Below are 16,493 nucleotides of genomic sequence, written 5' to 3' on the forward strand. Positions count from 1 at the left end.
GATTCACCTTTTTTGGCTGGTCAATGAATAAAGTTTTTATAGGAAGGTTAAATATTATCTCACCACCGTGATAGTGGCGGCAGATGCAGCTATACGCAAGAGTGTTGAATAACGCTTTTGTTAAGAAGTGTGGTGTCAATAAGGTAACGAACTTACAAAATTCTGTTGCGATTTTTCATGCACAGACGTTATAAAAATTCTATCTGAAGAATCAAATAGGGATGCCGGAAACCGGCATCCCTATTTGAGTATCTTCTATTAAAACTTGTATTGCACACCCAAGTTATATTGAATTCCCGTAGAGTGGTAATAAGACAGACGTTGTTCGTCCTCCGATCCCACCCATTGATCATCCACTTCATCAGTCAGGTTCAATGCCTCAAACGTGAACTTGATGTTGTCATTGAGTTGGTAGCTAAATGACGCATCCACATTTGTAGTGCTATTGGTACCTTCCTCATCGTTCCCGTCACGTCCTACAGCGTTTGTGAGATAGCCGCTACGAGAAGCGACGGAGACGCGTCCACTGAATTTATCTGTTTCATAGTAAAGCGTAGCGCTTGTGGTTTCGTCAGATAAATTGGTAAGTGGCTTGGTTGTCTCAACATTCCCATCGACATCCAGATAATCCAGGTCTGACTCAACATGGGTGTAGGAACCAATGAAACCGAAATTGCTAAATGCACCAGGTAAGAACGTAAACGGCTGTTGATAGCTGATTTCATAACCATCTAGATCGCCGCCAGGCCCGTTTGTTGGAGACTGGAAGTTCCAAATGGTATTCGCATTACATGTTGTTGCTGGTTGAGCCGCTGCTTCGCAAGCAGCATCCGCAGCAGCAGCAGGTAAGCCCGTTGAGGCATAGTTAACAGTGCTTCTTAGTGTTTGGATATGGCTTTCAATTTCTTTCTTGAACACCGTTACTGCAACCAGCGCACCATCTCCAAAATACCATTCGGCACCGAGGTCATAGCTTTTCGCTTTGGTAGGTTCAAGTGTGGGATTCGCACCAATGATAGTCATGTTGGTTCCGGCAACACTCACGTTCACAGCTGGTACGATTTGCGCAAGACCTGCTCGGGAAATACCTTCCGAATAGCTGGCGCGCAATAATACATCCTCGACGGGCTCCACAGTTACATTGAGGGAAGGGAGAGTGTCTGAGTAGCTATGCTCAACAGTGATATATTCGCGGTTCGCAGTATTGCCATTTAACCAGCCGCTACTTGTTTGGTCTGTTTCAAATCTGCGAACACCAAGGTTACCTCGAACAGGGACACTGCCTATATCGAAATTGAAATCCACTTGTGCATAGACACCAACTGTTTCTTCTCCAACTTCGTAGTTGCTGCCGTAGTTTGGCTCCAGCGCTACGTCGAACAAGTTATAGGAGTCCATAATCAAGCTGCGATTAGGGATTAGCCAAGGTTGGCCATCACCCAAGCCGGAATTGTATTCAATGATGAAGTTGTCGTTTGACTGAATATTTACACCATTGGCGCCTTCGCTGGCATAGCGATATTGGTCAGTGCTGAAATTGAAATCTTTGTAATCTGTGCCAATTTTAAAGGTCAGGTTTTCATTAATATCATATTCAAAACTGACTTGCGCAGCATCATTTTCGTTCACGGTAGATTGAGGACGTTGACGAACACCTGTTGCTACCCAGCTGGATTTGTCATAAGCTCCTTCGCCAAAAATGAGCGAGGGATTGCTGTAATTGCGATAGTCATAGGTAAAATCTTGGTCACTCGCTTGCATCAATAAAGTGTTCTGGATCGGGTTGTCGTAATCAGACTTTGTAGTTCCGATCATCGCATTCATGCGGAATGTGTCAGTAAAATCTTGTTTTAAAGACAGGGTGACTTGGGAGAAATCGGTACTCATTTCATCGTATCGATTTTCAGAAAGTAATCGAGAGCCTTCAAGGTCAGCATAAATTAATGTGTCACCTTGAATCGCATAATCCAATACGTTAGTAGTGGAATTTGTTCCAGGATTCAACGAGCCTTGCAAAAACACTTCTTGACGATTTGCATCAAACTTAGCCCAAAGGCCATCCAAGCTGATTTCAGTGGAATCAGTTGGGCGGAACTGCAGCGATAAACTTGAACCAATCCGTTCCATTTCATGTTCGTAGGAATCGTAACGAGGAATACGAGGACGGAATGCATTGTTTATGGGGTGTGAGGCATCTATTGCATTGCCTTGATACTGACCGAAGCCTTGAGCCGTGTTGTTTGACCAGCGGACAGTGCTGGACCCTTCATCTTTAACATTGCGTTCAGAGTAAGAGAAAGAAAAAAGTGCACCAAATTTTCCGTCTGCAAATACGTTACTTACAAGGAAGGACGCCGCAGGGTCAGTTTTTTCCGATAGATCGTTATAACCAAGCTGACCGGATGCTGTAAAAACAAAGTCATCATAGTCAAATGGTTGCGCAGCTTTTAGATCCACTGTGGCTCCAAGAGAGCCTTCCTGGATTTCCGCGGAGTTTGTTTTGTGAACTGTTAATGAGCTGAACAGATCAGAAGAGAATGTATTGAAGTCGAATCCACGCCCCCGATTATTTCCGCCTACAGCATCTGTTCCACCTGTGGTTGAAATAGTTTCCATTCCATTGAGGCGAACGGTGGTAAATGTCGGTCCCAAACCGCGAACTGTGATATTACGACCTTCGCCACCAGAGCGAGAGATGGCGACCCCAGGAATGCGCTGAAGTGACTCTGCCAGGTTGTTATCCGGAAATTCAGCAATATCGGAGGCGACAATCGCATCAACAAAACCGGCTTGATTCCGCTTAATATTTAATGCATTAGACAAACTATCCCGGAAGCTGCCAGTTACCACAACTTCTTCAATAGTTTCATTGTTGTTTTGTGCATATCCGGTTGCAGGCAATACAACTGCCATTGCCAGCACCAGTGGATTGATCTTGAACTGTCTCATTGTTTTTCCCCTGTGTATTTATTTTGATGTATCACATTGATCATTGTGATGCCTTATGTTAGGCGGTGAACATGTCATCGCCTAACAATTCCTTCGAAAACAAGGCTTGTTATACAGAAACGAGATGACGAATTTATAAAACCTTGAGTCATATCATTTCAATTTTATAGTCCTTGTCTAATTGTTATTCATTGCGACAAAAAGACGTTGGGTTGTTATAGCAAAAAATAATTCGAAAGCTTGATAGCACTCTAGCCGACTTTAAAAACTTTGCCTTCTATCGTAACGTTTTTAGCGACAAAATTTTCAACGTGTTCAATATCACCAATCTCGTCCACGGAAACAAAGGTATTGTTGATCATGCGCAGGTCACGAATCGGGGCACGCTCAAAGCCGCGCACCTGAAATACGCGTTCTGCCTTTTGGCAAACGAGATTGCGGATTTCAATGTTGCGCACTGTAGGGTCGAAATCGCCGGCGTCGCCTTCTTCATAATGGAAATCGATCACCAGCGCATTTTTTACTTCGCCGATTTCAATATTGCGAATATAAAAATTCTCGATAACGCCGCCGCGCATGGAGTTCGTCTTGATGCGGATGCCGCGTTCAAGGTCAGGGCTACTCATCTGGCAGTTTTCAACAAACACGTTGCGCGCACCGCCGGAGATTTCACTGCCGATGACAACACCGCCGTGACCACTGCGCATCTTGCAGCCGGTAATCAGGATATTTTCGGCGGGAGTATTTAAACGGCGGCCGTCGGTATTGCGACCGGATTTAATCGCGATACAGTCATCGCCGGTATCGAAATGGCAATCTTCAATCACGACGTTCTTGCAAGACTCGGGATCGCAGCCATCGGAGTTCGGCCCAAGGCTGGAGCAGGTAACCCCTTTGACAGTGACGCTTTGACACAGCACAGGGTTAATCAACCAGAAAGGCGCACCGGTGATGGTGACACCTTCAATCAATACATTTTCGCAACGATAAGGTTGGAAAAACGGTGGGCGCAGATTGGCACCTTCAGCGTAAAGACGTTGCTCCGGGGGGACGCCCTGTTCAGCATCAGCAAATAATTTGGCTCGCCCTTCATCCTGGTTTGGAAAGCCGGGGACGCTCCAGTTGGTTCCACCGACCCAGCTGCCACCCTTCCACGGCCACCAGGTCGTGCGATTGGCTTGTCCGTCCAGGGTGCCGCTGCCGGTTACCGCAATATTTTTCTGCTCGTAAGCATAAATCAGGGGCGAATAGCCCATGAGTTCCACACCTTCCCAGCGAGTGAAGACGGCGGGGAGATAATCTTTCGGGTCGGTGCTGAATAAAACTCGGCTGCCGGATTCCAGGTGCAGATTAACGTTGGATTTCAGATGGATCGGGCCGGTCAGAAAACGCCCTGCCGGAACCACCACGCGGCCACCGCCGGCGTTGTGACACGCGGCAATCGCATTGGCAAAGGCGGTTGTATTATCGGTAGTGCCATCATCAACAGCACCATAATCACGAACATGGAACTGACGGTCAGGAAAAGTCGGAACGATGGTTTGCTGGCGAATAGTGGACGCCATCTCCCAAGCCTGATGGTGCAGGGCATCATCAGTTGCTTGGGGGGCGTTGGACTGCTGATCAAGAACGGCGCAACCAATAGCACTACCGGCGGTAGCAACCAAAAAAGCACGACGACTGATCTTTGCGGGACGAAGCTCTCTCACCTGTCTCTCTCTTTTATATATTCGTTGAGCGTTGTTCGCTAACTTTCGAGTCGGTAATGATCGTGTTCAAGCGCAGACAACTAAACACACGGGTATCAATGAAGAAAGTTATGTTGATGTCCGTTCTGCCAAGACCGTGCCGGTCAATTTGATATGTAGTAATAGGCCCGTGCACAGAGAGAAAGTAGACAGAAGCGGGCATCTGGTTGATGTATTCATTGATGCCGTTTTTTCATTGTGTATTCCGCTGCCAGGAAAATCAATATCTTTTTAGTGTGAAATTTCTATTTTGTCACCTTTTATTAGTTTCCCTGTCACTAATTTTTAAGTGTAATCGGTTTCATGTAATTATTTTTATTCTTGTAAACGGTTACATGTTGCGCTGAGTAAATGATTTATCGTTTTCTTTACAAAAAAAGAGAAATATTTTTCAAAAATTATCGAAAAAATTTGCTCCTAATAAACTGATATGAAGGCGGACTCAGGTTGCGTATTAAGGCCGCATAGTGAGATTGACAGCGCTGTCAGGCGGAAGAAATTTTGATTAACCGGAAATCAGCTCGCGAAGCGCGGCTGGCGTTCGTTATTGCGGGACTATTCCCATCGGTGATAGATTGAAATTGGTATTGACCGAATACCATTGCCGATATTTAGGCGCCGCAAGGCGCCTGTTTTTTTCTCTACCGTCGGTAACACTTCTCCTATAACAAAAATCATCTGGCGAATTTGTACAATCGACCAAAAACTCACCGTAGGTTGCAATCTTGAGCAGTATTATTCATTTACACGAACAGGATAATGTCGGTGTCTGTAAAGCCGCTTTACCTGCCGGAATCACTTTGATCGAAAACAATCTCACCTTGCGGGCTGACATTCCGGCCATGCACAAGGTGGCATTGGTGCCGATTGCCAAAGGCGACGCGATCCTGAAGTATGGCCAGGTGATTGGTTTTGCCAGTACAGATATTGCGCCGGGTGAGCACGTGCACACCCACAACTGCGTGATGGGCGACCTCGAAAAAGATTATGGTTTCTGTCGCAATGCTGTGCCGACAGACTTTGTGCCTGAAGCTCAGCGCGCCACCTTCAAGGGATATCGTCGCGCTAACGGCAAGGTCGGGACACGCAATTACATCGGTATCCTCACCACCGTGAATTGTTCGGCGACAGTGGCCCGCGCCATTGCCCAACACTTCACCTTCTCGGGTGAACTCAAACAATTTCCCAACATTGACGGTGTCGTGGCTTTCACCCATGAGACGGGCTGCGGTATGCGCTCGGAAGGCGAAGGTTATGAAACCTTGCGCCGTACTTTTGATGGCTACGCACGTCATCCTAACTTTGGTGGCGTGATGATGGTGGGCCTCGGTTGTGAAACCATGCAGGTTCAGCGCGTGATGGAAGAAAGCGGTCTGGCAGACACCAAAACCTTCTGCGCTTACACCATCCAGGAGGTGGGCGGTACGCGCATCGCTATTGAGAAAGGTATTGAAACCCTGCGGCAGATGTTGCCCCTGGTTAACGAAGCAAGACGTGAGCCTGTTCCTGCCAGCGAATTGACCCTGGCAGTGCAATGCGGCGGCTCAGATGCGTTCTCCGGGATTACCGCGAACCCGGCGCTGGGGATTGCCGGAGACATCCTGGTGCGTCACGGCGGCACAGTTATCTATTCAGAAACGCCGGAAATCTTCGGTGCGGAACATCTGTTGACTCAACGCGCGGCAACGCCTGAACTGGCAGAAAAATTATTGGAACGCATTCGCTGGTGGGAAGAATACACCGAGCGCAACGGCTTTGAATTAAACAACAATCCTTCGCCCGGCAATAAGGTGGGTGGATTGACGACGATTCTGGAAAAATCCCTCGGCGCCCAGGCCAAAAGTGGTTCTACCCAGATGACCGGTGTGTATTTATACGCGGAAGAAGTGAAAGAAAAGGGCTTGGTGTTTATGGATAGCCCTGGCTTCGATCCGGTATCCGTCACCGGTCAGGTGGCGTCCGGTGCAAACGTGGTGTGTTTTACCACCGGGCGGGGTTCTGCCTTTGGTTTCAAGCCGGTTCCCAGCATCAAGTTGGCCAGTAATTCGCAATTGTTTGAGCGAATGAAAGAAGATGTGGATATTAATTGCGGCGGTGTGTTGGATGGTGAATACACCTTGCAGGAATGCGGCGAAAAAATCTTTGCCGAAGTGCTTGCGGTAGCCTCCGGTGAGCCCACTAAAAGTGAACTGTTAGGTTACGGGGATAACGAATTCAATCCCTGGAAAATTGGTGCCGTGGTTTAACAAAAAAATTAGCTTGAGGTGTTTTGCATCCATCTCAAGTGTATTTAAACGCCGCACTGACGGTGAGAGAGAAGAGTCGGACCTTGATGTCCGGCCATCATGAAAAAGCACAGATTGAGAAGTCAGCCAAGCCATTCCTGCTTATAGTGAATTGTTCTGAGCTGGCCCGATTTAAGTGCCATTATTATAAAGGCGTGATTGCTGCAAAAACTTCTTGTGATGTTACCGTCGCGAGAGGTATTTGTTTGCTATCAAAAGACCTTACTTAGAGGGAAGTGTCCTATGAAGATCTCCATACCCAGGGAGCGTCGTGCCCACGAACGTCGTGTGGCCGCAACACCAGAGACGGTGAAAAAATTTGTTGCCTTAGGTATTGATGTAGCTGTAGAAACAGGTGCCGGTGAAGCAAGCCGGATTACTGATGCGGCTTATGAAGCCGCCGGTGCAAAAATTGTTGGTGATCTTGCGCAGTTATTGGCGGATGCCGACATTGTCCTCAAAGTCCAGCGCCCCATTTTAGCGGGCGAGGATGGTCCCAACGAGTTGGCGCTGATGAAACGCGGCGCGCTGCTCATCGCTATTCTATCTCCCTATGCTGACCCCAACGCGATCCAGCAATACGCTGCTGCCGGTGTAACGGCGATGGCGCTGGAGTTTGTGCCGCGTATTACACGCGCACAAAGTATGGATGTGCTCAGCTCCCAAAGTAACCTGGCCGGTTATCGTGCAGTCTTGGAAGCGGTTAATGTTTATGACCGCGCCATGCCCATGATGATGACTGCCGCCGGTACGATCGCGCCGGCGCGCGTGATGGTATTGGGCGCGGGCGTTGCCGGTTTGCAAGCTATCGCCACGGCCAAACGACTCGGTGCGATTGTCAGTGCAACCGACGTGCGGGCTGCATCCAAAGAGCAGGTGGAAAGTCTCGGCGGCAAGTTCGTCATGGTGGAAAGTGACGAAGTGGCCAACGCAGAAACCGCCGGCGGTTATGCGAAAGAAATGAGTGACGACTACAAGCGTCGCCAAGCCGAGTTGGTTGCAGAAACGCTGAAGAAGCAGGACATTGCGATTTGTACCGCACTGATTCCCGGTCGCAAAGCGCCCACGCTGATCAACGACGAGATGGTGCACAGCATGCGCCCCGGCTCGGTTATTGTGGATCTGGCGGCAGAGCAGGGTGGCAATTGCACGCTGACCAAACCGGGAGAAATTGTTGAAATAAATGGTGTGACCATCATTGGCTTATTCAACATTCCCAGTCGTCTGTCCGCCGATGCCAGTGCGCTCTACGCCAAGAACCTGCTGAATTTCCTCACGCCCCTGGTGAACGCTGAAGAAAAAGCGCTCAACATCAATTGGCAGGATGAAATTGTGGCGGCGGTTACCTTGACGCGCGATGGTCAGGTAGTTCATCCCAACTTTCAGCCGGCAAATGCCTAGGGGGATTTATGGAAGCGAATTTCATTTCTCAATTATCGATATTTGTATTGGCTATTTTTGTCGGTTACTACGTGGTGTGGAGTGTTACGCCGGCGCTGCATACGCCTTTGATGGCGGTCACGAATGCGATCTCCAGTGTGATTATTGTCGGAGCTTTGATTGCTGTCGGGCCGGCAGAGATGAGTCTGTCCAAAGTCCTTGGCTTTGGTGCAATGGTGTTAGCTGCAATTAATATTTTTGGCGGCTTTACCGTGACGCATCGCATGCTTGCCATGTACAAAAAGAAAAAATAAATCCGCACATCATCATTGGGGAACATCATGACAGAATTACATGCAAACCTTACCTCGCTCGCCTATCTGGTAGCGGCGGTGTTGTTCATCATGGCGCTGCGCGGATTGTCTTCACCGGAGTCTTCCCGCGCCGGAAATATTTATGGAATGATCGGGATGTTCATTGCTGTGGTCACCACAGTATTGAGCCCCGCTGTGGAATCCTACGGCTGGATTGTTATTGCGTTGGCGATTGGTGCTGTGATCGGTGTGATTACTGCGCGCCGCATTGCCATGACCGCGATGCCGCAATTGGTCGCCGCCTTTCACAGTCTTGTCGGTATGGCGGCGGTGCTGGTAGCCGGTGCTGCCTTCAGTAATCCGGCAGCATTCGGGTTGTTGGATTCTGCCGGTGAAATCTTTATTGCCAGCCGTATCGAAATGGGCCTGGGTGTGGTCATTGGTGCGATTACCTTTTCAGGCTCCGTTATCGCGTTTACCAAATTGCAGGGTCTGGTATCCGGTGCACCTGTTTCCTTCGGTGGCCAACATATCCTGAACGCGATAATCGGTTTGGTGATTATCGGACTGATTGTGTTTTTCTGCTTCGAGCAGGCGCCCTGGGTATTCTGGAGCATGACCGCGCTGGCCTTTGTGATTGGTGTGCTGCTGATTATTCCTATCGGCGGTGCAGACATGCCGGTGGTGGTTTCCATGCTTAACTCTTACTCGGGTTGGGCGGCGGCCGGTATCGGTTTTACCTTGCATAATGATGCGTTAATTGTTACTGGTGCACTAGTCGGCTCTTCCGGTGCAATTCTGTCTTACATCATGTGTAAGGGTATGAATCGTTCCTTCTTCAATGTTATCCTCGGCGGCTTTGGTGCCGATCCGGCAGCGGCCGGTGCCAGCGGTGGTGTCGATGATCGCCCGGTCAAACAGGGCAGTGCTGAAGACGCAGCATTCATTATGAAAAATGCCGGTTCCGTCATTATCGTGCCCGGTTATGGTATGGCGGTGGCGCAGGCACAACACGCGTTGCGCGAAATGTGCGATGAGCTGAAAAAAGCCGGTGTGAAAATCAGTTACGCGATTCACCCGGTGGCCGGCCGTATGCCGGGCCACATGAATGTGTTGCTCGCCGAAGCGAACGTTCCTTACGACGAAGTGTTTGAGCTGGAAGACATCAATAACGAATTCCAGACCGCCGATGTGGCGTTTGTGATTGGTGCCAACGATGTGACTAACCCTGCCGCGAAGAGTGATCCGACCAGCCCGATCTTCGGTATGCCGATCCTCGATGTGGAAAAAGCGCGTACGGTGCTCTTTGTCAAACGCAGCATGGCATCGGGTTACGCCGGTGTGCAGAATGAGTTGTTCTACAAGGACAACACCATGATGTTGTTCGGTGATGCGAAAAAAATGGTGGAGACTATCGTCAGAAACCTGGATTGATTTTTGTTGCTCCCTGCAAAGTGCCTCCTCACCCGAGGCACTTTTGCTATCTGCAAAAATTCCCAAGGACATAACATAACTCAATACATAACAACAACGCATAACTACAACACATAACTACAACAGCTGTGAGAGTCATATTCTCTCGGGTAAAACAACACCACAAAATTATAAAACGGCCAGGTGTGTCGAGCGCCATGCGCCAGAAAAAGCAGTCAACACGAGAAAATGATTATGGAAACTGTGGATCAATATCAACCAAAACATTTGTTACGCACGCTAGTTATAGTTTGCCTGACCGGTTTGCTAATGAGTTGCGGCGTGCAGGACGACGTCAAGATTCTCAAGCTGGGTCACAACCTTGACCAGACCACATCGGTTCACAAAGCCATGGTCTTTATGGGTGAGCGCCTGCACGAGTTATCCGGTGGCACCATGCGTGTCGACGTTTACCCAAGCGGGCAATTGGGCTCCGAGCGCGAGCTGATTGAACTGTTGCAGGTGGGCAGCCTCGCTATGACCAAAGTGTCGGCCAGCCCGATGGAAGGTTTTGTGCCGGAGATGCGCATCTTCAGCATTCCCTACGTATTTCGCGATGAAGAACATTTGTGGCGTTTCCTTGAGAGCGATATTGGTAAAGGCATGCTCGCCAAAGGCGAAGCCAAACGCTTGCGCGGCATCGGTTATTACGATGCAGGCAGCCGCAGTTTTTACAGCCAATGTGGTACCGGCAAACCCATTCGCACCCCGTCTGACCTTTCCGGTTTAAAAGTTCGCGTACAGGAAAGCCAGACATCTGTGCGTATGATTCAAGCTTTGGGCGGCTCTGCAACACCTATTTCCTGGGGCGAGCTTTATACAGCGCTGCAGCAAGGTGTAGTGGATGCGGCCGAAAATAATCCCCCGAGTTTTTATCTCTCCAAACACTTTGAAGTGTGCAAATTATTTACCATTGATGAACATACCTCAGTGCCCGATGTGATGTTGATCAGCAGTTATGTCTGGAGCACCCTCAATGAACAACAACAAGTATGGCTGCAGCAGGCGATGGATGAATCCGTGGACTTCCAGCGGGAATTGTGGGCACAGGACACCGAGGAAGCCCTGGCCGCTGTGCAAGCTGCCGATGTTGAAGTGGTGTACCCGGATAAAACCCTGTTCCAGGAGCAGGTTAAAAGCATGCACGAGTCCTATCGTGGCGAACCTATCTATGACTTGATGCAACGCATCAACGACATGTAAGACATTGAGGACTTCACAATGCAAAGCGTATTAAAAAAACTGGATAGTGTGTTGGCCTTTATCCTCATGATACTGATGGCCACCATTGTGATTGATGTGACCTGGCAGGTGCTTTCGCGTTTTATCGTCGGCAATCCCAGTTCGGTTACCGAAGAGATTGCGCGTTTCCTGTTGATCTGGATCGGTTTGTTAGGTGCTGCCTATGCCTTTCGTATGCACTCACATTTGGGGCTGGATTTATTCACCGCCAAGATGGAGCCCACCCGCCGCCACGTCGCAGAAATTTTTTCGCAAGTCATGAGTTTTATCTTTGCTGCCTGGGTGATGGTGTACGGCGGTATCAGTCTGGTGAAATTGCAATTTGATCTCGGCCAAACCTCGGCGGCGCTGGAGATCAACATGGGGTATGTGTACAGCGTGATTCCACTTGCCGGTGTGCTGATTTGTATTTACGCCATCGACAATATCTTCAGCGCGAAAGTCCGTGTGGGTGCCAGCGCCGACGCCGGACAGAACCCCATCGATTAATAACCAGAAGAATAACGAGGCGAGAGATCATGGAAATTTCAATTTTAGTATTGTTACTCAGCTTTGCCATCTTGTTGGCAATGAATGTACCTATTTCAATCAGCATCGGTATTGCCACCTTGCTGACGATGTTATTCACCATTGATGCCGGGCCGGCGGTGGTGACCATTGCGCAACGTATGGCGAGTGGTATCAACAGTTTTGCATTGTTGGCGATTCCATTTTTTATCTTGTCAGGCATCCTCATGGGGCGCGGTGGTATTGCGCATCGCCTGATTGAATTTGCCAAGGTCTTGTTTGGCATGTTGCCCGGCGGCCTGGCATTTGTAAATATCATCAGCTGTACCTTGTTCGGCGCAATCTCCGGTTCAGCGGTGGCTGCGACGTCTGCTATCGGCGGATTTATGGTGCCGGTGATGGAGAAAGAAGGTTACGACCGTGCCTTCAGCGGTGCTGTGACCGTAACAGCATCAACCACCGGTTTATTGATTCCGCCGAGCAATATTCTCATCGTATATTCGCTGGCCAGTGGCGGTGTTTCCATTGCTGCATTATTTATCGCCGGATATTTGCCCGGTATTTTATTGATGCTGGGCTTGATGGCGGTATGCGGCTTCTATGCCAAAGCCAAAGGTTATCCGGTGGGTGAGCGTGTTGGCCTGCGCGATGCGGTCAAGAAAACCCTCGATGCGATTCCCAGCCTGCTGCTTATCGTGATCGTGATCGGCGGGATTATCGGCGGTTATGTCACCGCGACCGAGGCCAGCGTCATTGCGGTGCTGTATTCCTTATTGCTGGCAGTTATTTTTTACCGCGAAGTCAGTGTCAGGGAGATCCCGGAAATCCTGGTGAAGTCGGTGGAGACAACAGCCATTGTGATGTTGTTGATTGGTACATCCTCAGCCATGTCATGGATTCTTTCGTACGAAAATATTCCGCAAAGCATCAGCGATGGTTTGATTGCCTTGAGTGATAACCCGGTCATTATCCTGCTGATCATCAACGTGATCCTGTTGATTGTCGGCATTTTTATGGATATGACACCGGCGGTGTTAATTTTTACACCGATTTTTCTGCCGGTGGTCACAGAGTTGGGTATGTCGCCGCTGCACTTCGGAATCATGATGGTGTTGAATCTGTGTATCGGTTTATGTACTCCGCCGGTGGGCAGCGTATTGTTTGTCGGTTGTGGCATTGCCAAAACAACCATTGCGCAGATGGTGCGTCCGTTGTTGCCCATGTATGTGGCAATGTTTACCGTGTTGCTGCTGGTGACTTACGTCCCCGCCATCAGTGAATGGCTGCCGCGTGCGTTTGATTTGTATTGATGAGAAGTTGACAGGTATTTTATGAAGATAGAACATTTTGCTTTCAATGTGGCTGACCCCATTGCTGTCGCCGAGTGGTATGTAACGCATATGGGGATGACCATTGCGCGCAAGATGGAAGGCGGCCCCAACACCCACTTTCTCGCCGACGACAGTGGCCAGGTGATGGTTGAGATTTACAACAATCCACCGGATCAGGTGCCGGACTACGCGAACATGAATCCGCTGATTTTGCATCTGGCTTTTGTGTGCGAAAACCCGGAAGAAAAACGCGCAGAACTTGAAAAGGTTGGGGCTACCTTTGCGGAAGAAGTACGCATCAAAGATGGTTCACACCTGGTGATGATGCGCGACCCCTGGGGGCTGGCAATTCAATTGTGCAAACGCGGCACGCCTATGTTGAAGGCTTAATGTTAAAGCGTGATGGAGTGGGGATGCTGCCAAGGTAGGTCGGATTAGCCAAAGGCGTAATCCGACTTAACAACCTGCACTAGGCACTCAGCTCCTGCTCAAAGACAGCTTTATCAATCACACCACCGCGATAGCGAATGATGATGCCCGCGCAACGCGTACCTTGCTTCGCCGCATCCGCCGCAGAAGCACCGTTTAAACGCGCAGCCAGATAACCTGCGTTAAATGTGTCACCCGCGCCGGTGGTATCAATAATATTTTTTACAGGCGGAACCGGAACCCGTGTTTCCTGACCGTCCTGAATGATGATGGTGTCGCTGGCGCCGCGTTTTAGGATGAGTTCTTTCACGGCAGTATGTTTGTAGCGGTCGACGCAGCCCTGGACAGAGTCGTCACCCCATAACAGCAATTCATCATCCAGTGTCAGCAGGGCAATGTCGGTGAATTGCAGGATCGCCAGCATCGCCTGCTGCGCTTCATGTTTGTCGCGCCACAAGCGGGGGCGGAAGTTGCTGTCGAATGCAATCCTCACGCCGGCAGCACGCAATTGCTGTAGCGCAGTGAGCAATATCTGGCGTGAAGCCTCGCCGATGATGGCCAGGGTAATACCGCTGAGGTAAACACAATCGCAGGATGTGAGTTGTGCAACCAGACGAGCAGCCTGCTCTGTGGTAGAAAACAGTTCGCGCGCCGGCGCTTCTTTACGCCAGTAAAAAAATTCGCGCTCACCATCCGGGGTGTTGCGAATAATGTATAAGCCCGGTGAACGCCCGGGCAATTGGTTGATCATGTCGGTGCCGATATTTTCATCGGCCATGCGTTGCAGAATTTGTTTGCTGTAGGGATCATCCCCCAACAAGGTAACGTAATCTGTTTGCAAACCGAGACGAGCCATATAAACCGATGTGTTATAGGTATCGCCAGCGTAAGACAGTGCCATGACTTCACGGTTGTCGGTTGTGTTGTTTGTGAAGGGGGACAACTCCACCATCACTTCACCAATTGCTGCTATATGTGCCATAGACATGTGCCTGTAAGTCGGGTGTATGTGAAGCTCACATTCCGGGTTGATTTAGGGAGACGATTCTTTTTGGATGACGCTGCGTAAACGCCAATGAATTTCTTTTGGTTATTAAAAAACAGGATGACATTTTTTATTTATCAAAACCGATTAAAGTGCAAAAAATCGGCGAAAATATAGCATCTCCCTTGCGGATTTACCAGTTTTCGCGCTATCGGATATTTGTTCGGATTCGCTATAATTAAGCGCGTTTTGTGCGCAAAAAAACGCTGGTTTGAGAGAGCCGGCTGCACCATCGTTTGAGTAGAAATACAAATCAACCACGCAGGTATCAAGATGAACAGGCTGAACTCAGGCAACATCCAGCAATTGCCTTCCGATGTACAATTGCCCCTTTACAAACGGGCGGAACTCAAACCGGGAATCGTGCATCTCGGCATAGGTGCATTTCATCGTGCACACCAGGCTTTTTACACCGAGGCGGTATTAAATCAGTTCGGCGGTGACTGGGGGATTGTGGGTTGCAGTTTGCGCTCAGCGACTGTGCGTGAGCAATTGGCTCCGCAAGATAATCTTTACACCCTGGTTGAGCGTTCCGGCGAGGGTGAAAAATTACAATTGATTGGTGCCGTGTTAAAAACCCTTGTCGGGCCGGAAGATCCTGCTGCGCTGGTGGCGCTGATGGCTGATCCGGCCATTCGTATTGTATCGCTCACCGTAACCGAAAAAGGTTATTGCCACGACCCGGCCACGGGCGACCTGAATCGCGCGCACCCCGATATTATTCACGATCTGGCGAATCTGGACCGTCCGGTTTCAGCTATCGGTTATCTGGTGGCCGCTTTGCAGCAACGGTTTCGCGCCGGCCATAAAAGTTTTACTGCATTAAGTTGTGACAACTTACCGAATAACGGCGAGGTGTTGGCCAAGGTCGTCTGGCAGTTTGCTGCACAGGTTTCCGCAGAACTGGCGGACTGGATCAAAGCCAACACCTGTTTTCCCTGCACGATGATTGATCGGATTGTACCCGCGACGACCGATGAAGATCGCCATGAAATTGAAGCGCGCCTGGGCCTGCGCGATGAAGGCATGGTAGTGGCGGAACCGTTTACGCAATGGGTGGTAGAAGATCGATTTTCTGATGGTCGCCCGCAATGGGAGAAGGTTGGTGTGCAGTTGGTTGATGATGTGCACGTCTTCGAAAAAATTAAACTGCGGTTGCTTAACGGTTCTCACTCGACGCTTGCCTACACCGGCTATTTATCCGGCTTTAATTACATCAGCGAAGTCATGAGCGAGCCGGCATTCGTCAATATGATCAAGTTATACATGGCGCGTGAGGCGGGCGAAACAGTAGCCGCGCCGGATGGTTTTGATATTGAATTCTATAAACAACAATTGCGTGACCGTTTCTTCAACAAAGCGCTCAAACATCGCACCTGGCAAATTGCGATGGATGGTTCACAGAAGCTGCCGCAACGCCTGCTGGAAACCCTGCGCGAACAATTGGCCGGCAATGGCCATATCGACATTATTTGTCTGGCGGTAGCCGCCTGGATTCGTTACGTTTCCGGCGTTGACGAGCAAGGCAATCCTATCGAAGTGTCCGATCCGCTCGCGGCGACGCTGCACCAGTTGTGCACTGAGAATGCGGGCAATCCTCTGGCAATGGTGAAAGCGGTGGTTTCCCTGTCGCAAGTATTCGGTACAGACCTGATCAACGATACACGTTTTGTCGAAACGACCGCGCTCTGGTTAACGCGTTTTTATGACAAAGGGGTGTTGGCGACGATCAAGCACTATTTCGCCTGATCGGTTGAGCACTGATAGCGTCTGGTTTAACGGCGACTCCT

At 49.6% G+C, this 16,493-nt stretch carries 12 protein-coding genes; 9 read left to right on the forward strand and 3 right to left on the reverse strand.

The window, feature by feature from the left end:
* Nucleotides 1-258 precede the first annotated feature (258 nt).
* Together ACSV5M_RS09925 and ACSV5M_RS09930 are read right to left on the reverse strand one after the other, a co-directional pair.
* Nucleotides 259-2,949 carry a TonB-dependent receptor gene (locus ACSV5M_RS09925; RefSeq protein WP_439175908.1) on the reverse strand — a complete coding sequence of 897 codons (2,691 nt, stop codon included), beginning with the start codon at nt 2,947-2,949 and terminating at the stop codon, nt 259-261.
* Between the two features lie 251 nt (nt 2,950-3,200).
* Nucleotides 3,201-4,658, reverse strand: coding sequence for a glycoside hydrolase family 28 protein (locus tag ACSV5M_RS09930; protein WP_439175910.1), 1,458 nt, complete (start codon nt 4,656-4,658; stop codon nt 3,201-3,203).
* 764 nt (nt 4,659-5,422) lie between these two features.
* Here ACSV5M_RS09930 and ACSV5M_RS09935 point away from each other — a divergent pair.
* From ACSV5M_RS09935 to ACSV5M_RS09970, 8 genes are all read left to right on the forward strand, one after another.
* Nucleotides 5,423-6,943 carry a UxaA family hydrolase gene (locus tag ACSV5M_RS09935; protein WP_439175911.1) on the forward strand — a complete coding sequence of 507 codons (1,521 nt, stop codon included), beginning with the start codon at nt 5,423-5,425 and terminating at the stop codon, nt 6,941-6,943.
* A 282-nt stretch (nt 6,944-7,225) separates the two neighbouring features.
* Nucleotides 7,226-8,383 carry a Re/Si-specific NAD(P)(+) transhydrogenase subunit alpha gene (locus tag ACSV5M_RS09940; protein ID WP_439175913.1) on the forward strand — a complete coding sequence of 386 codons (1,158 nt, stop codon included), beginning with the start codon at nt 7,226-7,228 and terminating at the stop codon, nt 8,381-8,383.
* A gap of 8 nt (nt 8,384-8,391) precedes the next feature.
* Nucleotides 8,392-8,676 carry a proton-translocating transhydrogenase family protein gene (locus ACSV5M_RS09945; protein ID WP_087466973.1) on the forward strand — a complete coding sequence of 95 codons (285 nt, stop codon included), beginning with the start codon at nt 8,392-8,394 and terminating at the stop codon, nt 8,674-8,676.
* A 27-nt stretch (nt 8,677-8,703) separates the two neighbouring features.
* Nucleotides 8,704-10,110 (forward strand): NAD(P)(+) transhydrogenase (Re/Si-specific) subunit beta, encoded by a 1,407-nt coding sequence (locus ACSV5M_RS09950; RefSeq protein ID WP_439175914.1) that lies wholly within the window; start codon nt 8,704-8,706, stop codon nt 10,108-10,110.
* Nucleotides 10,111-10,344: 234 nt separating this feature from the next.
* The gene (locus ACSV5M_RS09955) at nt 10,345-11,352 is read left to right on the forward strand and encodes a TRAP transporter substrate-binding protein (RefSeq protein ID WP_439175916.1); all 1,008 of its coding nucleotides are present in this window, start codon (nt 10,345-10,347) and stop codon (nt 11,350-11,352) included.
* Nucleotides 11,353-11,418: 66 nt separating this feature from the next.
* Nucleotides 11,419-11,880 carry a TRAP transporter small permease gene (locus ACSV5M_RS09960; protein ID WP_439176091.1) on the forward strand — a complete coding sequence of 154 codons (462 nt, stop codon included), beginning with the start codon at nt 11,419-11,421 and terminating at the stop codon, nt 11,878-11,880.
* Between the two features lie 29 nt (nt 11,881-11,909).
* Nucleotides 11,910-13,208 (forward strand): TRAP transporter large permease, encoded by a 1,299-nt coding sequence (locus ACSV5M_RS09965; RefSeq protein WP_439175918.1) that lies wholly within the window; start codon nt 11,910-11,912, stop codon nt 13,206-13,208.
* Between the two features lie 21 nt (nt 13,209-13,229).
* Nucleotides 13,230-13,619 carry a VOC family protein gene (locus tag ACSV5M_RS09970; RefSeq protein WP_439175920.1) on the forward strand — a complete coding sequence of 130 codons (390 nt, stop codon included), beginning with the start codon at nt 13,230-13,232 and terminating at the stop codon, nt 13,617-13,619.
* Between the two features lie 79 nt (nt 13,620-13,698).
* On the opposite strand, the gene ACSV5M_RS09975 is transcribed toward ACSV5M_RS09970, so the two are convergent.
* Nucleotides 13,699-14,640, reverse strand: a complete 942-nt coding sequence (locus ACSV5M_RS09975) for a sugar kinase (protein WP_439175922.1) — start codon at nt 14,638-14,640, stop codon at nt 13,699-13,701.
* Between the two features lie 336 nt (nt 14,641-14,976).
* Between ACSV5M_RS09975 and ACSV5M_RS09980 the strand changes: the two genes are divergently transcribed.
* Entirely contained in the window at nt 14,977-16,452 is a 1,476-nt protein-coding gene (locus ACSV5M_RS09980) for a mannitol dehydrogenase family protein (protein WP_439175923.1), read from the forward strand.
* Nucleotides 16,453-16,493 lie beyond the last annotated feature (41 nt).

It is taken from the genome of Cellvibrio sp. ARAG 10.3, from assembly GCF_051846955.1.
GTDB lineage: Bacteria > Pseudomonadota > Gammaproteobacteria > Pseudomonadales > Cellvibrionaceae > Cellvibrio.